We start from the raw sequence: 18,185 nt of genomic DNA, 5'->3' as shown, positions 1-18,185 counted from the left end.
GACGGACGGCCGCCGTGCGCTCGCGCACGTGCGGCGGCTCGCGAGCCTGACCGCGAAGTCCGCCGCGTCAGCCCGATCCCATGAACGGGAACCCGTATGCAACGACGCGATCAACCGCGCGGCGTGCCCGCGAATCGTGCGGTCGGCAGCCCCGCATGCCGCGTCCGCGCGACGAACACGCCGCCGGCGTGCGGGTCGCCGGCCAGCGCGTCGTCGCTCAACCCGACACGCGCACTCGTCACGTACAACCGGCCGTCACCGTCGATCGCGACGCAACTCGGCTGCGCGGTCGGCACCTCGACGCGGTCCGTCTCGATCCCGTCCGGCCCATAACGCACCACGCGGCGGCCGCCCCATTGCGCGTTCCACAGCCCGCCGTCGCGATCGACGGTCGAGCCGTCCGGGTCGCCGTCCACATCCGTCAGCCGCGCGAACGGCCGCACGTTCGCGACGTCGCCGCCCGCACGGTAATCGCACACGAAAATCTCGCGCACCAGCGAATCGCAGAAATACAGCTTCGTGCCGTCCGGCGAGAACGCGATGCTGTTCGCGATCGCGGCCGCCGGCAATGCAAGCCGTTCGAGCGCGAGATCGCGATTGAGTCGATAAAACCCGCCAATCGCACGCGGCGGCTCGGCGCCTTCGTCCTTCATCCCGAACACGAAAGCACCGAACGGATCGCAGCGCCCGTCGTTCAGCCGCGTGGGCAGATCGGGTTCGACGTCGACGATCCGCGTGAACGCACCGCGGCTCAGGTCGAAGAACGCGAGATGCGTCGCGAGCCCGACGAGCAGCACGTCCGGATCGTCGGTCAGCGCGAAGCACGCGAGCCGTTCGGGCATCGCCCATTGCGCGAGGTCCGAACCGTCCGCGCGGCAGCGCCACAGCTGCGCGCCCTCGATGTCCACCCAGTACAGCGCGTGCGTCCTGTCGCACCACGTCGCGCCTTCGCCGAGCGTGTTGCGGCTGTCGGCCAGCAGCGTCGCCGACGCGGCCGGAGGAGTCTGTTGCATGCCGTCTCCCGATATTCGTCGTATTTGCAGGCGGCCGCGCGATCGAAATCAGATCTTCATCGCGCGCCGCTGGTTGCGACGATACTGGTCGAACAGCACCGCGAGCAACAGAATTCCGCCGCGTATCAGATATTGGTAAAAGGTCGGCACGTTCAGCAGGCTCATCGCGTCCTGCACGGAGCCCATGATCAGCACGCCGACCAGCACGCCGGAGATCGTCGCGACGCCGCCCGTCAGCGACACGCCGCCGAGCACGCACGCGGAAATCACGCCGAGCTCGAGGCCGACCGACGTCTTCGGATCGCCGAGGCTCATCCGCGACGCGAGCATCACGCCGGCAAAGCCCGTCACGAGCCCCTGCAGCACGAACACGGCGATCTTGATGCGCATCACCGGCAGCCCCGCGAGCAGCGCGGCCTCGCCGTTGCCGCCGACCGCCAGCACGTTCTTGCCGAACACCGTCTTGCGCAGCAGGAAGCCGAACACGACGAAGCCGATGATGTTGCTCCAGATCGGATACGAGATGCCGAGGAACGACCCGCCGCCGAGATCGAAGAAGCGTTCCTCGGAGATCATCACCGCGTCGCCGTTCGACGTGATGAACGCGAGCCCGCGCACGACTTCCATCATCGCGAGCGTGACGATCAGCGAGTTGATCCGGTAGCGCGCGATCAGCACGCCGTTCACGAGCCCGACCGCGCCGCCCGCGAGCACGCCGCCCGCGATACCGAGCACGACGCTGTGCGTCGCGGTGATCAGCGTCGACGCGACGACGCCCGAGAACGCGACAATCGACGCGACCGACAGGTCGACCTCGCCGAGCGCGAGCACGAACATCATCGTCACCGCGATCGAGCCGATCAGCGTGACCGACAGCAGCAGGCCCTGGATGTTGCGCGACGTGAGGAAGTCCGGCACCGTCAGCGACAGCGTCGCGAACAGCACGAGAAACACCATCACGATGCCGGAGCGGTTGATCATCTGCCACACGCCGCCGCGCGCACGGGCGGGCATGGCGGGGGTATCCGGGGATGGGGACGTACGTTGGGGTTGCATTGCCTGGCTCATAACGTTTGCTTTCCGGTTGACTGCGGGCCGCTAGCGCGGCAGCGCGAGCTTGATCAGCGCGTCGGGCGTCGCGTGCGCCTTCGCGACCTCGCCCGCGATCCGTCCTTCCTTCATCACGATGATGCGGTCCGACACGCCGATCACCTCGGCCAGATCGCTCGACACGAGGATCACCGTGCGGCCCGCTTCCGCGAGTTCGTAGAACAGGTTGTAGATTTCCGCGCGCGCGCCGACGTCGATGCCGCGCGTCGGCTCGTCCATCAGGAACACGTCGATGCGCTCGGCCAGCCAGCGCGCGAGCACGACCTTCTGCTGGTTGCCGCCCGACAGCGCGCCGATCGGCGTTTCGCCGTCGCGGGTCTTGATCGCGAGCCGCTCGATGTATTTTTGCGCGAGCTCGCGTTCGCGCCGCCCGTCGAGCAACACGCGCGCCGGGCTGAAATGACGGCGCGCGCTGATGTTCAGGTTGTCGGCCACCGACGCGATCGCGACGATGCCTTCCTGCTTGCGGTCTTCCGGGCACAGCGCGATGCCGGCGCGCACCGCGTCGCGCGGGCTGCCGAACGCCACCCGCTTGCCGTTCAGCTCGACGTGCCCGGCGCTCGGCCGCACCGCGCCGTACAGCAGCTTCATCAGCTCCGAGCGGCCCGCGCCGACGAGCCCGAAGAAGCCGACGATCTCGCCGCGCCGCGCGGTAAACGACACGGGCTCGGCCAGCCCCGGCCCCGTCAGTCCCTTCGCTTCGATCAGCACGTCGCCGGCCGGGCGCGACCGATAGCCGTACACGTCCTCGATCGAACGGCCGACCATGCAGCCGATCAGCCGGTCGCGATCGAGATCGGCGACGGAATCGAACGTGTCGATGCGGCGGCCGTCGCGAAACACCGTCACGCGGTCGCACAGTTCGTAGACTTCCTCCATCCGGTGCGTGACGTAGATGATCGCGCGGCCTTCCGCGCGCAGCGCGCGGATGATCCGGAACAGTTGCGTGGTTTCGCGCGCGGACAGCGAACTCGTCGGTTCGTCGAACGCGATCACGCGCGCGTCGCGCATCAGCGCCTTGCCGATCTCGATCATCTGGCGCTGGCCGATCGACAGGTATTTCACCGGGATGCCCGGATCGATGTGCTCGCCGAGCCGCTCCAGCGCATCGAGCGCGCGCGCGGCGAGCGTACGCTCGTCGACCACGCCGAGCCGGCTGGGCAATTGCCCGAGCATCAGGTTTTCCGCGACCGTCAGCTCGGGCACCAGATGCAGCTCCTGGTAGATGATCGCGATGCCGGCCTCGAGCGCCGCGCGCGTCGACGCGAAGCGCTGCACCGTGCCGTTCAGCGTCAGCGTGCCGGCCTGCGGCTGGTTCACGCCGGACAGCACCTTCAGCAGCGTCGACTTCCCCGCGCCGTTCTCGCCCATCAGCCCGTGCACTTCGCCCGCGCGCACCGACAGCGACACCGCGTCGAGTGCACGCACGCCGGGAAACGTCACGGTGATGCCGTCGAGCGCGAGCAGTGCGCCATCCGGCGGCGCGCCCGCTTCGGCGTCGTGGCCGGACACGGCCGTCATCGTCTGCATCGTCATTACGTTCTCGCCTCGCCCCGCTCAGATACCGAGTTCGGCGCGCACGGCCTGCCAGTTCGCGCGCGTCATCAGCTTGCCGCTCGTCTGCGTGTCGGCCGGCGGCGTCTTGCCGTTGCGGATCCAGTCGACGAGGTTCTGCGTGCTGTCCTTGCCGTGGTTCGTCGAGCTGACCGCGATCGTCCCGTAGAAGCCGGTCGGCTCCTTCTTCTGGAACTCGGCGAACGCCTCGCCCGCACCGTTGATGCCGACGCCGATCACGTCCGCCGCCGGGATGTGCAGCTGCTCCGTCGCGCGTACCGCGCCGAGCACCGTTTCCTCGTTCAGCGCGTACACCACCCATTTCTTCACGTTCGGATGGCGCGCGAGCACCGGCGCCGCGGCGCTGAAGCCGCCTTCGTCGTCGGTCGTCTTCTGCGGCGCGTCGAAGATGTTTTCCTTGCGGAAGCCGTTCGCGAGCAGCGCCTGCGTCGCGCCGTCGGTGCGCAGCTTCGCGGTCGGCAGCTCGTTGTTCGTGATCCGCAGCGCGCCGACTTCTTCCGGCTTCCAGCCGCGCCGCTTCATCTCGTCGGAGATCGCCTGGCCGACCTGGTTGCCGATCTTGGTCGCCGACATCCCGAGGTGCGGCACGTTCGGCAGCGGCTTGCCGGTCGAGTCGACGAGCTGGTCGTCGACCGTCACGAACTTCATGTTGTAGCGCTTCGCGCGCGACGCGATCGCCGGCCCGAGGCGCACGTCCGGCGCGCAGATCACGAAGCCCTGCGCGCCCTGCGAGCCGAGGTTGTCGATCGCGGCCAGCACCTTCTCGCCGTCCGGCGTGCCGATCTTCACGACCGAGAAGTTCTCCTTCTGGCCGAGCGCGGACGCAGCGTTCTGCTCGTTGATGAACCACGCCTGCTCCGGCATCTTCACGAGGAAACCGATCTTCAGCGGCGTATCGGCGCGTGCGGCGCCCTGCATGCCGAGCGGCGCGATGCAGAGCGCGGCCAGCAGCGCGCGCAGGGTATGTCGACGAATCGTGCGGTTCATGGGTGTCTCCTTTGTATCGGCTGATGCCGTGATGTGTGTCGTAGTCAATCAATCACGCGTCGCGCGCTTCGGGCCGAAGCGCGCGACGCAGGTTCAGCGGCCGAACGCGTCGGTCTGCACGCGTCGGCCGAACAGGAAGGCATCGGCGACGAGCCGCAGCGGCCGCGCGTCGACGTCGCTTTCGCCACGCGCGATCAGCGCATGGAAGTGCGCATACAGCGCCGGATACTCGCGTTCGGGCCCGATCTCGACCGGCTCGCCCGCGATCGACAGTTGCGCGCCGCCGCGGCTGATCGCGAGCACGCCGTCGGCCGTGTCGACCGCGATCTCCCATTGCTCGACCGGGCCGTGCCGCCAGTCGAACTCCGCGTGCACCGGCACGCCGTCGGTATCCGCGCAATCGAGTTCGGCCGCGATCGGCATCTGTGCGTCGCTCGGCACGAACAGCGTCGCCTCGCGCAGCACGAGCTCGCGCGGCAGGATTCGCGTGACGATCGACAGCGCGTTGATGCCCGGATCGAACACGCCGAGGCCGCCCGGCTCCCAGATCCACTGCTGCCCCGGATGCCAGCGCCGCACGTCTTCCTTCCAGCGCACCTGCACCGCCCGGATCGTGCGCTGCGCGAGCCACGCGCGCGCCGGCTCGACCGCGCTCGCGCAACGCGAATGCCAGGTCGCGAACAGCGTGAGGCCGCGCTCGCGCGCCAGCGCGTCCAGCGCGGCCACTTCGCCGAGCGTCGCGCCCGGCGGCTTCTCGAGCATCACGTGCTTGCCGGCTTCGAGCGCGGCGCGCGCCTGCGCGTAGCGCACCTGCGGCGGCGCGCACAACGATACCGCATCGAGCTCGCGCTCGGCGGCCAGCAGCGCGTTCAGATCAGGATAATTGCGCACGCCGTTGACTTCCGCATGACGGCTCGCACAGGCGGTCAACGCGAAACCCGGTTCGGCGGCGATCGCCGGCAAATGCTGGTCGCGCGCGATCTTGCCGATCCCGACGACGCCCAACGAAATCACATCGCTCATCGTGCTTTCCTCCTTCGCCACTCGTTCAGTGCGCCCAGCGCAGCACGAGCGGATCGAGCCGGCGCGCGATCGCGAGCAATTCCGCGCGCGTGTCCGGGTGCAGTTCCGGCATCGGATGCCGCGGCCGCTCGCACGCGATCACGCCGCCGGCGCGCATCAGCGCCTTCGCGGTGAGGATCCCGGACTGGCGGTTCTCGTGATTGATCAGCGGCAGCCACGTCTGGTAATGCGCGAACGCATCGTCGTGCCGGCCTTCGCGGAACGCTTCGAGGATCGGCCGGATGCCGTCCGGAAAGCCGCCGCCCGTCATCGCGCCGGTCGCGCCCGCATGGAGATCGGCGAGCAGCGTGATCGCCTCCTCGCCGTCCCACGGCCCCTCGATCGCGTCGCCGCCGAGCCGGATCAGCTCGCGCAGCTTGTTCGCGGCGCCGGGCGTCTCGATCTTGAAGTACGCGACCTGCTCGATCTCGCGCGCCATCCGCGCGAGGAACGGCGCGGACAGCGCGGTGCCGCTCGCGGGCGCGTCCTGGATCATGATCGGGATGTCGATCGCATCCGACACGCGCGCAAAGAAATCGAAGATTTGCGCTTCCGGCACACGGAACGTCGCGCCATGATACGGCGGCATCGCCATCACCATCGCCGCGCCGAGCTGCTGCGCGCGCAGGCTGCGCGCGGCACACACCTGCGTGCTGTAGTGCGACGTCGTGACGATCACCGGCACACGGCCCGCGACGTGTTCGAGGATCGTGCGCGTGAGTACGTCGCGTTCGTCGTCGGTGATCGCGAACTGCTCGGAGAAATTCGCGAGGATGCACAGCCCGTCCGAGCCGGCGTCGATCATGAAATCGACCGCGCGCTTCTGGCTCGCGAGGTCGAGCTCGCCGGTCTCGGCAAAGGTCGTCGGGACGACCGGGAAAATGCCGCGATAGCGCGGCGTGCTGCTCGATGTCATGGTGGGTCCTGCGTCAGTCGAATCGGCGTTCAGCCGGAAAACAAGGCGTTCAGGATTCGCCGGCGAATGTGCCGGCGGCCGGCTCGGGCGCGCGCAGCGCGGCCCGGACCACGAACGTCATCAGCACGGCGAACAGCAGCGTCGCCGCGAGGAAATACAGGCCGGCCGCGAGACTGCCGGTCGATGCCTTGATCAGGCCGATCCCGTACGGCCCGAAGTAGCCGCCGAGATTCGCGAGCGAATTGATCGCGGCGATGCCGACCGCGGCGCTCGTGCCGGTCAGGAATTCGCCGGGCAGCGCCCACACGACGGCCTGGATCGAATAGAGCGAAAACGCGGTGAGGCAGATGAACATGAATTGCAGCGCGGGCTGCCGTACCCACGCGCTCGCGGCCATCGTCACGGCGGCCGCCGCCGACACGACGACGATGTGCCAGTAGCGCTCGCGCTTGCGGTCCGAGTGGCGCGGCACGACGAGCAGGCCGACCACCGCGAACAGGTATGGCACGGCGGACAGCAGACCGGTCGTCGCATCGCCGGTACCGAACGCGTGAATGATCGTCGGCAGCCACAACGACAATCCGTAGATGCACAGCGGGAACGGCAGGAACAGCGCGGCGAGCAGCAGCACGCGGCGGTCGCGCAACGTGGCGAGCGGATTGCCGTGCGAATCGGGGCGATAGGTGTCGCGATCGGCGGCGAGTTGCCGGGCGATCCAGCGGCGTTGGCCGTCGTTCAGCCAGCGCGCATGCGCGGGCGACTCGGGCAACAGCCGCAGCGTCGGCCACGCGAGCAGCACGGCCGGCAAGCCGCTGACGACGAACAGCGTCTGCCAGTCCGACAGGCCGAACCATCCGTGCGTCGACAGCAGCCATCCGGCGAGCGGCCCGGTCACGATACCGGCGAGCGGTTGCGCGAGCACGAGCAGGCCGATCACGCGCGCGCGGTCGCGCATCGGGAACCATTGCGTGAGGAAGTACAGGATGCCGGGATAGAGGCCGGCTTCGGCCGCGCCGAGCAGGAAGCGCAGCACGTAGAAGCTGGTCGGCCCCTGTACGAGCGCCATGGCCATCGTGATCGCGCCCCAGGTCGCGAGGATGCGCGCGAACCACACGCGTGCGCCGAAGCGGCCGAGTGCGAGGTTGCTCGGCACCTCGCACGGGAAGTAGCCGATGAAGAACAGTCCCGCGCCGAGCCCGTACGCGGCGTCGCCGAGGCCGATCGCCGCGTTCATGTGAAGCTTCGCGAAGCCGACGACGGTACGGTCGACGTAGGCGACCACGTAGATCAGCGCGAGGAACGGCACCAGCTTGCGCGTGAGCAGGCGGGTCAGTTGCCGTTCGTCGACGGCTGCCGTCGAATCGGACTGTTCCGCCGCGGCGTGCGCGCTCGTGTACTGCGTCGTCATCTTGTCTCCTGTCGATCCCACGTTAGCGCTTTAGCGCTTACGTGGGTCCCATGCACCGCGGTCGATCCCACGTTGGCGCTTCAGCGCTTACGTGGGTCCCATGCTTCGCGGTCGATCCACGTTGGCGCTTCAGCGCTTACGCGGGCCGTGTCTCTGCACAACCGCCCATTACCGCCCGCCGCTCAATGCGAATGACTCGGCACGTCCGCGCCGCGCATGCCGACCAGGAAGTCGAGGTCGCACCCCTCGTCGGCCTGCAGCACGTGATCGATGTACAGCCGTGCGTAGCCGCCCTTGCCGAGCTGGCCGGCCACGCCCGGTGCCGCGGTCGGATCGACGTCCGACAGGCGGCGCTGCAGCTCTTCGTCCGTAATGTCGAGATGCAGCGTGCCGGCCTCGCAGTCGAGCTCGATCCAGTCGCCGTTGCGCACGGCCGCGAGCGGCCCGCCGGCCGCGGCTTCCGGCGCGACGTGCAGCACGACCGTGCCGTACGCGGTGCCGCTCATCCGCGCGTCGGAAATCCGCACCATGTCCTTCACGCCCTGGCGCAGCAACTTCGGCGGCAGCCCCATGTTGCCGACCTCGGCCATGCCCGGATAACCGCGCGGCCCGCAGTTCTTCAGCACCATCACCGAGCTGGCGTCGATGTCGAGCGCTTCGTCGTTGATCGTCGCCTTGTAGTGGTCGAGATTCTCGAACACCACTGCGCGGCCGCGATGCTTGAGCAGTTCGGGGCTCGCCGCCGACGGTTTCAGCACCGCGCCGCGCGGCGCGAGATTGCCGCGCAGGATGCAGATCCCGCCGTCCGCGATCAGCGGCCGGTCGAGCGGGCGAATCACCTCTTCGTCGTAGTTCGGCGCTTCGCGCACGTTGTCCCACAGCGACTTGCCGTTGACCGTCAGCGCATCCGGGTGCGGCAGCAGCCCGCCTTCGCCGAGCCGGCGCAGCACGGCCGGCAACCCGCCCGCGTAATAGAACTCCTCCATCAGGAAGCGCCCCGACGGCATCAGGTCGACGATCGTCGGCGTGTCGCGGCCGATGCGCATCCAGTCTTCCAGTTCGAGCGGCACGCCGATGCGGCCGGCGATCGCCTTCAGGTGAATCACGGCATTCGTCGAGCCGCCGATCGCCGCGTTCGCGCGGATCGCGTTCTCGAACGCCGCGCGCGTCAGGATCTTCGACAGCACGAGCCCTTCGAGCGCCATCTCGACGATCCGGATGCCCGACATGTGCGCGAGCACGTAGCGGCGCGAATCGACGGCCGGAATCGCCGCGTTGTGCGGCAGCGCGACGCCGAGCGCCTCGGCCATGCACGCCATCGTCGATGCGGTGCCCATCGTGTTGCAGGTGCCGGCCGAGCGCGACATGCCGGCTTCGGCCGACAGGAAGTGATGCACGTCGATCTCGCCGGCCTTCAACGCTTCGTGCAACTGCCACACGGCCGTGCCCGAGCCGATGTTCTTGCCTTCGAGCTTGCCGTTCAGCATCGGGCCGCCCGACACGACGATCGCCGGCACGTCGCAGCTTGCCGCGCCCATCAGCAGCGCGGGCGTCGTCTTGTCGCAGCCGGCGAGCAGCACGACCGCGTCGATCGGGTTACCGCGGATCGCTTCCTCGACGTCCATCGACGCGAGGTTGCGCGTGAGCATCGCCGACGGCCGCAGGTTCGATTCGCCGTTCGAGAACACCGGGAACTCGACCGGGAAGCCGCCCGCCTCGGAGATCCCGCGCTTCACGTGCTCGGCGAGCTTGCGGAAGTGCGCGTTGCACGGCGTCAGTTCGGACCACGTGTTGCAGATGCCGATGATCGGCCGGCCGTCGAATTCGTGATCGGGAATGCCTTGGTTCTTCATCCAGCTCCGGTACATGAAGCCGTTCTTGTCGTTCGTGCCGAACCATTGGGCAGAGCGCAGCCTGGGTTTTGTTGCCGACATCGTCAGTCCTGTGGTGACGGGATACCGGCGCAGTCTAGGCAGAATTTTGATAACTGGCTAATGACGATTTAGGCGATTACGATATCCATTCCGATATCGATATAAACCCGTACGATGCCCGAAGCCAGTCCATGGGGAAACCGCGCCCGCCTGAAGACGCGCCAGTTGCTGCTGCTCGTCGCGCTCGCCGACGAAGGCAGCATTCACCGCGCGGCGGCCGCGCTGAACATGACGCAGCCGGCTGCGTCGAAGCTGCTGCGCGAACTCGAGGAATCGATCGGCGCGGTGCTGTTCGAGCGCCTGCCGCGCGGGATGCGGCCGACTCTGTACGGCGACGCGCTGATCCGCCACGCGCGCGCGGCGCTCGGCAGCCTCGACCAGGCGCGCGAGGAGCTGGCCGCGTTGAAGGCCGGGCATCTCGGCCACGTGGCGGTCGGTGCGATCACGTCGCCGGCCCTGCGGCTCGTGCCGCCTGCCGTCGCCGCCGTGAAAGGCACGCATGCGGGCCTGCACGTATCGGTCGAGATCGATACCAGCAACGTGCTGCTCGAACACCTCGCGCAGGAAAAGATCGACATCGTGCTCGGCCGGCTGTCCGCCGAGCACGACAAGCTGCGCCTGCGCTACGAGCCGCTGATCGGCGAAACGGTGGCGGCGGTCGTGCGGCCCGGCCATCCGCTGCTCGCGCATGCGCCGCTGTCGCTCGCGGACGTGCAGCGCGCGGCGTGGGTCGTGCCGCCGGCCGGCAGCGTGCTGCGCCATCGCTTCGAACTCGTGTTCCAGCGCGCAAGCCTCGCGCCGCCGGCGAACCTGGTCGAGACGTCCGCGCTGCTGTTCATCACGCAGTTGCTCGAACAGAGCGACATGATCGCGGTGCTGGCCGAGGACGTCGCGCGCTACTACGCACGACACGGGATCGTCACGGTGCTGCCGCTGGAGATGGATTGCCGGATGGACGATTTCGGGATCATCACGCGCACCGACCGGCTGCATTCGCCGGCCGTCACGGTGATGGTCGATGCGATTCGGGCGGCCGCGCGGGGGGTGTACGACGTGGTGCTGTGACGACGCAGCCGCGGTTTCTTACTCCGCTGCAAACTCGATCACCGGCTCACAGCGAATCGGGAAGTTGACCGAATTCGCGATATAGCATTTCGCATGCGCGTCGTGATGCAGATGCGCCGCCCGCTCACGATCGTCGCCGGCCCGGATCGTCACCTGCGGACGCAGCACGATTTCGGTGAAGCGCCCCGCTTCGGCGCCGTCGAGCATCGTGCCTTCCGCGTGGTCGACGTAGGCCAGCACGCGAATGCCGGCCTCGGAACACAGGTGCAGATACCAGAGCTTGTGGCATGCCGACGCCGAGGCGAGCAGCAGATCCTCGGGGTTCCAGCGCGCCGCGTCGCCGCGGAACGCCGGGTCCGACGAACCGGGAATATCCGGCTTGGCCCCCGCCCGGATCACATGTTCCCGCCCATATTCGCGATATCCCGACGTGCCGGTTCCCCGGTTACCCGTCCACTCCACCGCGACGCGATACGTGTGTTCGCCCGATGCCATCTCGCCCTCCGTTGATGTCCGTGTCTCGACCGGCCCGAGCGCCGTTGCGTGACGCCCGCCGGTGGCTGCCATTGTGGCACCGGATTTCCATTTGGTATACCATTATTCCAAAATGACGGAACAGGCAGGCATGGAAACCAGACTCGACTCCACGGCGGACGCGGTCGCCGCATCGCTGCGCGACATGATCATCAACGGCGAGCTGGCGGCCGGCGAGCGGCTCGTCGAGCGCGATCTGGCCGATCGGTTCGGCGTCAGCCGGATTCCGATGCGCGAAGCCATCCAGCGCCTGGAACGCGAAGGGCTGCTCGATATCTTCAGGAATCGCGGCGCCGTCGTGCGCATGCTGAGCGCGTCGGACGTGCAGGAAATCTACGACTTGCGCGTACTGCTCGAAGGCGATGCGATCTACCGCAGCGTGAAGCGGCTCGACGACGAAACGCTCGCGCGCGCCGAACTCGTGCATCGGCTGCTCGGCGACGCAACCACGCCGCGCCGGCAAGGTGAGCTGAACCGCGAATTCCACGCGCTGCTGTATTCGTGCTGCGGCAACGCGCGGCAGTTGAAGTCGATCGCCGAACTGCGCGGCCAGGTCGAGCGCTACGAGCGCCTGCAGGCCACGCTGCTCGCGGATACGCCGTCGTTCCAGGTCGAGCACGACGCTATCCTGAACGCGTGTCGCGAGCGCAATGCGCGCGTCGCCCGTTCGATGACGGTCGCCCATCTCGAATCGGCCAGACGCATCGTCATGCGGCGCGTCGAAGGCGGCTGAGGCCGGCGCCGCACTTGCCGGCTTCCACATCGCACGCGGCTGCGCGCGGGGCCGCGCCGAGTGCGTCGGCGAATAACCCGAAGCACTCGGCGCCGCCCCGCGCGATCTTTACCGCGGCGCGCGCGCGCTCGGCACGCGGCCGGTCGTCCCGCGCACCACCAGCCGCGGCAGCGACGCCGTCCGCACGCGCGACGCATCGTCGAAATGGCCTCCCGCCTCGCGCAGCGCGTTGAGCAATTCGACCGCGATTCCGGCCGCTTCGGCGGTGGGGATCGCGACGGTCGTCAGCGTGGGCCGCGTGTCGCGGGCGAGATGGATGTCGGTGATGCCGACGATCGACAGATCGTCGGGCACGCGCCTGCCGCGATCGGCTGCCGCGTGCATGGCGCCGATCGCCGGCAGGTCGTTGGTGGCGACCAGCGCGGTCAGCCGCGGATGCGCGTCGAGCAGCCGGCCCGCCGCGCGCACGCCGCCCTCGATCGAATCGTGATCGGCCGCGACGATCGACGCGTCGAGCCCCGCTTCGCGCATCACGTCGACGAAGCCGTCATAGCGCGCCGCCTGCACGCCGCTCGCCGCCCCGCCGACGATCACACCGATGCGCTCGTGTCCGAGTTCGAGCAGATGCCGCGTCGCGATCCGCCCCGCTTCGCGCAAATCGATGGCCACGCATGGCAATCCGTCGGGCGGCGCGTCGGGCCGCTCCCACAGGCACAGCACGACCGGCACGCCGCGCCGCGCGACGTCGAGCAGATCGGGCAGGTGCAGGTTCGCGTTGGTCACGAGAATGCCCTCGGAAATCGTGCCGGCGATCTGGTCGAGATACGCGCGCCCCTGCAGCGGATCCTCGTTCGTATTGCAGACGATCAGGAACTGCCCGTTGCGGCGCACCGCACGCTCGACCGCCAGCGCGAACTCCGGATAGAACGGGTTCGCGATGCTCGACACCATCAGCGCGATCGTCGGCGCACGCCCTTCCGCCAGCGCCCGCGCGGCGAGATGCGGCCGGTACCCGAGCGCGTCGACCGCTTCGAGCACCCGGGCCCGCGTCGCGTCGCCGACCCGGCCGCGGTCGCGCAGCACATTCGATACCGTCGCGGCCGTCACGCCGGCGCGGCGCGCCACTTCATCCAGTGTTGCCATCGCTTGCTCACTATATGAGACGTCGATCCAGTATTTGCTTCGCTCACCGAAGCGGCGCACTATCGCCGCACACCTTGCCGCCCGACCGACGGGTGCGACTCGGCCGCGATCGCATCGCTTCTTTTTTTGATCGCGGTGATTAAGCGCTTAATCACGCAGTATGGCGCATTAAAACATGGAGCGGAGACAATGGCGAGCATCTCGATGCGACGCGTGCAAAAAGCCTATGGCGAGCACGCGCCGGTCATTCGCGACGTCGATCTGGAGATCGGCGCGCACGAGTTCTGCGTGTTTCTCGGGCCGTCCGGATGCGGGAAATCGACGCTGCTGCGCATGATCGCCGGGCTCGAGGATCTGAGCGCGGGCGAGCTGTCGATCGATGGCCGCCGGGTCGACGACGTGCCGGCCGCCGAGCGCGGCGTCGCGATGGTGTTCCAGAGCTACGCGCTGTTTCCGCACATGACGGTGTACGAGAACATGGCGTTCGGGCTGAAGATCGCGCGCGTGCCGAAGGCCGAGATCGACCGGAAGGTGCGCGATGCCGCGCGGATCCTGCAGCTCGACACGCTGCTCGAACGCAAGCCGAAGGCGCTGTCGGGCGGCCAGCGGCAGCGCGTCGCGATCGGCCGCGCGATCGTGCGCGAGCCCGGCGTGTTCCTGTTCGACGAACCGCTGTCGAATCTCGACGCGGCGCTGCGCGGCCAGACCCGCATCGAGATCGCGCGGCTGCACCGGCAGTTCGAACGCGCGAGCGTCGTCTACGTGACGCACGACCAGACCGAGGCGATGACGCTCGCCGACAAGATCGTGCTGCTGCACGCCGGCGCGGATACCGCGCAGCACGGCAGCATCGCGCAGGTCGGCGCGCCGCTCGACCTCTACCATCACCCCGCCAGCCGCTTCGTCGCGGGCTTCATCGGCTCGCCGCGCATGAACTTCCTGCCGGCCGTCGTGACCGCGTGCGACGCGCATCGCACGACCGTCTCGCTCGTGCCGTCCGGCGAAATCTTCGTGCTGCCGCGCGACGGCTCGGCGCTCGGCGCCGGCGCCGCCGTGACGCTCGGCATCCGCCCCGAACACCTGACGCTCGGCGCCGCGCCCGACGCGACGACGCTCGCGCGCGACGTCGCGCTCGTCGAACGCCTGGGCGAGCAGACCTACGTGCACCTCGATCCGTGCGGCCAGCCCGACGCGACGCCGCTGATCGCGAAGGTGCCGGGCGACGCGCAGGTGCACAGCGGCGAACGCGTGCACGTGCACGCGCCGGCCGCGGCCTGCCATCTGTTCACCGAAGACGGCCGCGCGGTGCCCGCGTGCGCCGACGTCCACGTTCACCACTACGCATAAGGATCGGCATGCGCCTCGGAGTCTGCTACTACCCGGAACACTGGCCGGAATCGATGTGGGCCGACGACGCCCGCCGGATGAAAGCGCTCGGCATCGCGCAGGTGCGGATCGCCGAATTCGCGTGGAGCCGCATCGAGCCGTCGCCGGGCGAATACGACTGGGGCTGGCTCGACCGTGCGGTCGACGTGCTCGGCGCGGCCGGCCTCGAGATCGTGATGTGCACGCCGACCGCCACGCCGCCGAAATGGCTGGTCGACCGCCATCCCGACATCCTCGCGATCGGTGCCGACGGCCGGCCGCGCGCGTTCGGTTCGCGCCGCCACTACGATTTCTCGTCGCCGACCTATCTCGAAGCGTCGCGCCAGATCTGCACGGCGGTCGCCGAACGCTACGGCCGCCACCCGGCCGTGCGCTACTGGCAGACCGACAACGAGCTGGGCTGCCACCAGACCGTCGTCAGCTACTCGCCGGCCGCGCTCGTGCGCTTCCGTGCGTGGCTGCAGACGCGCTACGGCACGATCGACGCGCTGAACCGCGCGTGGGGCACCGTGTTCTGGAGCATGGAGTATCGTCATTTCGACGAAGTGGATGCGCCCGTGGGCACCGTGACCGAAGCCCATCCGTCGCATCGCCTCGACTACCGGCGCTTCGCGTCCGACGAGCTCGCGCGCTATCACCGGATGCAGGTCGACGTGATCCGTGCGCACTCGCCGGGCCGGCCGGTCGCGCACAACTTCATGCAGCTGTTCACCGAGTTCGATCACTACGAAGTCGCGCGCGACCTCGACGTCGCGACGTGGGACAGCTACCCGCTCGGCGCGCTCGAGGAGCTGTGGTTCGCGCCCGACGTGAAGGCGCGCTGGCTGCGCACCGGCCATCCCGATTTCGCGTCGCTCAATCACGACCTGTACCGCGGCATGTCGAAGCTGCCGTTCTGGGTGATGGAACAGCAGCCGGGCCCCGTGAACTGGGCGCACTGGAACCCCGCGCCGCTGCCGGGCATGGTGCGGCTGTGGAGCTGGGAAGCGTTCGCGCACGGCGCCGGCTGCGTGTCGTACTTCCGCTGGCGGCAGGCGCCGTTCGCGCAGGAACAGATGCACGCGGGCCTGCACACCCCCGACGACAAGCTCGACGAAGGCGGCCGTGAAGCGCAGCGCGTCGCGCGCGAGATCGCGGCCGTGCACGACGCCGGCGCGGACGCGGACGCAGACGGCCCGGTGCGCGCACCGGTCGCGCTGATCTTCGACTACGAGGCGAAGTGGCTGCTCGAAGTGCAGCCGCAGGGCGCCGATTTCCACTACCCGCGTTTCGCGTTCGAGTACTACTCGGCGCTGCGCTCGCTCGGCCTCGACGTCGACATCGTGTCGGCACACGCGCCGCTCGACGGCTACCGCCTCGTCGTCGTGCCGCCGCTGCCGATCGTGCCGGACGATTTCGCGTCGCGGCTCGCCGCGTCGGGTGCGCATGCGGTGTTCGGGCCGCGCACCGGCTCCAAGACCGCCGACCTGCAGATCCCGCCGGCGCTGCCGCCCGGCCCGCTCGCGTCGATCCTGCCGGTGCGTGTGTGGCGCGCCGAATCGCTGCGGCCGAACGTGACCGAACGGATCGACGGCACGTTGCGCGACGGCGCTCCGCTCGCGGGCGAAGCGCGTCACTGGCGCGATCTCGTCGAGCTGCAGGACGACACGCGCAGCGTCGTGCACGCGCGCTTCGCCGACGGTCATCCGGCCTGCATCTCGCACGGTACGCTGCACTACTGGGCCGCGCTGTTCGACGATGCGACCACCGTGCGCCTGTTCGCCGACGTCGCGGCCGAAGCGGGCCTCGCGCCGACGCCGCTCGCCGACGGCGTACGCGTGAGCCGGCGCGGCGGCCTGACCTACGTGTTCAACTACGCGAGCACACCGCACACGATCGACGCGGTGCCGCCGTCCGCGTTCGTGGTCGGCGCCGCGCAGGTCGAGCCGCAAGGCGTCGCCGTGTATCGAAGCCGTTCGTAACCCCTCCACCGGCGCCGCGACGCGCCGGTCACGCACAACGACACACAGGACTGGAGACACCATGACACATCGCCCCCTTCGCGCCGCCGCCCGGCTCGCCACGGCCGCCGCCGTCGCCTTCGCATCGCTCGGCATGACGGCGCCCGCCGATGCCGGCACGCTGACGATCAACATCGCGTTCAAGGGCGCGAGCCAGCGCGCCGTGTGGCAGTCGACGATCGAAGCGTTCCACAAGGCCCATCCCGACATCGACGTGAAGCCGACTTTCGTCGACGAGGAAGCGTACAAGGTGCAGCTCCCCGCCTGGCTCACGACCGTCGCGCCGGACGTCGTGAACTGGCACGCGGGCGAGCGGATGGCGTACTACGCGAAGCGCGGGCTGTTCGAGGACCTGAGCGGCGACTGGGCGAAGAACGGCTGGGACGCGATGTATGCGTCGACGCGCAGCGCATCGTCGTACAACGGCAAGCAGTACGCGGCGCCGACCGTCTACTACTCGTGGGGGCTGTTCTACCGCAAGGACCTGTTCCGCAAGGTCGGCATCGCCGACGAACCGAAGACGTGGGACCAGTTTCTCGATGCGTGCAAGAAGCTGAAGGCCGCCGGCATCACGCCGGTCGCGATCGGCGGCCGCGACGCATGGACGCTCGCCGGCTGGTTCGACTATCTCGACCTGCGGCTGAACGGCAATGCGTTCCACCAGCAACTGATGGCCGGCGACGTGTCGTACACCGACCCGCGCGTGAAGAAGGTCTACACGACGTGGAAGTCGCTGATCGATTCTGGCTACTTCATCGACAACGCACTGTCCTACGATCTCGACGGCGCGCAGCCGTTCCTGTTCCAGGGCAAGGCCGCGATGATGCTGATGGGCACCTTCATCGCGGCGGGTTTCCCGCCGAACGTGAAGCAGGAAATGGGCTACTACCGTTTCCCGATCATCGACCCGAAGGTGCCGACCGCGGAGGACGGCCCGGTCGAATCGCTGCACATCCCGGCCAAGGCGAAGAACAAGGCCGACGCGCACACGTTCCTCGCATTCGTCGAAACGCCCGAGATGGGCGCGAAGCTCGCCGAAGGGCTCGGCTCGCTGTCGGCCAACAGCAAGTCGCCGGAGCCGGCCGATCCGATCTCGCGCATCGGCTTCCGGATCCTCGCCGACACGAAGGGCGGCGTCGCGCAGTTCTACGATCGCGACATGACCAAGGAAATGGCCGACGAAGGGATGAAGGGCATGCAGCAGTTCCTCGCGAATCCCGCGCAGCTCGATACGGTGCTCGCGCAGCTCGAACAGACCCGCAAGCGGATCTACAAGAAGTGACCGCGTGACCCCACCGGCGGCCGCGCGCCGCCGTGTC

At 68.6% G+C, this 18,185-nt stretch carries 15 protein-coding genes; 5 read left to right on the top strand and 10 right to left on the bottom strand.

The window, feature by feature from the left end:
* Nucleotides 1–110: 110 nt before the first annotated feature.
* The 8 genes from C4B30_RS13100 to C4B30_RS13065 all read right to left on the bottom strand — a co-directional run bounded on the left by C4B30_RS13100 (nucleotide 111) and on the right by C4B30_RS13065 (nucleotide 10,005).
* Nucleotides 111–1,013 carry an SMP-30/gluconolactonase/LRE family protein gene (locus C4B30_RS13100; RefSeq protein ID WP_105132593.1) on the bottom strand — a complete coding sequence of 301 codons (903 nt, stop codon included), beginning with the start codon at nucleotides 1,011–1,013 and terminating at the stop codon, nucleotides 111–113.
* A 48-nt stretch (nucleotides 1,014–1,061) separates the two neighbouring features.
* Nucleotides 1,062–2,081 carry an L-arabinose ABC transporter permease AraH gene (gene araH, locus C4B30_RS13095; protein ID WP_105132592.1) on the bottom strand — a complete coding sequence of 340 codons (1,020 nt, stop codon included), beginning with the start codon at nucleotides 2,079–2,081 and terminating at the stop codon, nucleotides 1,062–1,064.
* A 30-nt stretch (nucleotides 2,082–2,111) separates the two neighbouring features.
* Nucleotides 2,112–3,659 (bottom strand): L-arabinose ABC transporter ATP-binding protein AraG, encoded by a 1,548-nt coding sequence (gene araG, locus C4B30_RS13090; protein WP_027781757.1) that lies wholly within the window; start codon nucleotides 3,657–3,659, stop codon nucleotides 2,112–2,114.
* 21 nt (nucleotides 3,660–3,680) lie between these two features.
* Entirely contained in the window at nucleotides 3,681–4,685 is a 1,005-nt protein-coding gene (locus tag C4B30_RS13085; protein WP_027781758.1) for an arabinose ABC transporter substrate-binding protein, read from the bottom strand.
* A 93-nt stretch (nucleotides 4,686–4,778) separates the two neighbouring features.
* A complete protein-coding gene (locus tag C4B30_RS13080; protein WP_027781759.1) occupies nucleotides 4,779–5,708 on the bottom strand; it encodes a Gfo/Idh/MocA family protein in 930 nt (309 codons plus the stop codon).
* Nucleotides 5,709–5,733: 25 nt separating this feature from the next.
* On the bottom strand, nucleotides 5,734–6,663 hold the full coding sequence (locus C4B30_RS13075) for a dihydrodipicolinate synthase family protein (RefSeq protein ID WP_027781760.1): 930 nt from the start codon (nucleotides 6,661–6,663) through the stop codon (nucleotides 5,734–5,736).
* Between the two features lie 49 nt (nucleotides 6,664–6,712).
* Nucleotides 6,713–8,071, bottom strand: coding sequence for an MFS transporter (locus tag C4B30_RS13070; RefSeq protein ID WP_105132591.1), 1,359 nt, complete (start codon nucleotides 8,069–8,071; stop codon nucleotides 6,713–6,715).
* Between the two features lie 182 nt (nucleotides 8,072–8,253).
* Nucleotides 8,254–10,005: an IlvD/Edd family dehydratase gene (locus C4B30_RS13065; protein ID WP_027781762.1), complete on the bottom strand. Its 1,752-nt coding sequence runs from the start codon at nucleotides 10,003–10,005 to the stop codon at nucleotides 8,254–8,256.
* A 114-nt stretch (nucleotides 10,006–10,119) separates the two neighbouring features.
* Here C4B30_RS13065 and C4B30_RS13060 point away from each other — a divergent pair, with 114 nt between their 5' ends.
* Nucleotides 10,120–11,070, top strand: coding sequence for a LysR family transcriptional regulator (locus C4B30_RS13060; protein ID WP_027781763.1), 951 nt, complete (start codon nucleotides 10,120–10,122; stop codon nucleotides 11,068–11,070).
* Between the two features lie 18 nt (nucleotides 11,071–11,088).
* Here the strand turns inward: C4B30_RS13060 and C4B30_RS13055 are convergent, their stop codons facing one another.
* Nucleotides 11,089–11,565: an OsmC family protein gene (locus C4B30_RS13055; protein ID WP_105132590.1), complete on the bottom strand. Its 477-nt coding sequence runs from the start codon at nucleotides 11,563–11,565 to the stop codon at nucleotides 11,089–11,091.
* Between the two features lie 130 nt (nucleotides 11,566–11,695).
* On the opposite strand from C4B30_RS13055, the gene C4B30_RS13050 reads away from it, so the two are divergent.
* Nucleotides 11,696–12,337 carry a GntR family transcriptional regulator gene (locus C4B30_RS13050; RefSeq protein WP_199779069.1) on the top strand — a complete coding sequence of 214 codons (642 nt, stop codon included), beginning with the start codon at nucleotides 11,696–11,698 and terminating at the stop codon, nucleotides 12,335–12,337.
* Between the two features lie 108 nt (nucleotides 12,338–12,445).
* Here C4B30_RS13050 and C4B30_RS13045 read toward each other — a convergent pair whose 3' ends face one another.
* Nucleotides 12,446–13,480, bottom strand: coding sequence for a LacI family DNA-binding transcriptional regulator (locus tag C4B30_RS13045; protein WP_105132588.1), 1,035 nt, complete (start codon nucleotides 13,478–13,480; stop codon nucleotides 12,446–12,448).
* A gap of 189 nt (nucleotides 13,481–13,669) precedes the next feature.
* Between C4B30_RS13045 and C4B30_RS13040 the strand changes: the two genes are divergently transcribed.
* The 3 genes from C4B30_RS13040 (at nucleotide 13,670) to C4B30_RS13030 (ending at nucleotide 18,148) form a co-directional block, all read left to right on the top strand.
* Nucleotides 13,670–14,827 (top strand): ABC transporter ATP-binding protein, encoded by a 1,158-nt coding sequence (locus C4B30_RS13040; RefSeq protein WP_089500834.1) that lies wholly within the window; start codon nucleotides 13,670–13,672, stop codon nucleotides 14,825–14,827.
* A gap of 8 nt (nucleotides 14,828–14,835) precedes the next feature.
* A complete protein-coding gene (locus C4B30_RS13035) occupies nucleotides 14,836–16,827 on the top strand; it encodes a beta-galactosidase (RefSeq protein WP_105132587.1) in 1,992 nt (663 codons plus the stop codon).
* Nucleotides 16,828–16,888: 61 nt separating this feature from the next.
* Nucleotides 16,889–18,148: an ABC transporter substrate-binding protein gene (locus tag C4B30_RS13030; RefSeq protein WP_027781769.1), complete on the top strand. Its 1,260-nt coding sequence runs from the start codon at nucleotides 16,889–16,891 to the stop codon at nucleotides 18,146–18,148.
* Nucleotides 18,149–18,185: the final 37 nt, after the last annotated feature.

Source organism: Burkholderia sp. BE12 (assembly GCF_002959955.1).
In the GTDB taxonomy this organism is placed as follows: domain Bacteria; phylum Pseudomonadota; class Gammaproteobacteria; order Burkholderiales; family Burkholderiaceae; genus Burkholderia.
Note: the sequence above shows the minus strand (reverse complement) of the source record. Positions and strands in the feature narration are given on the sequence as shown.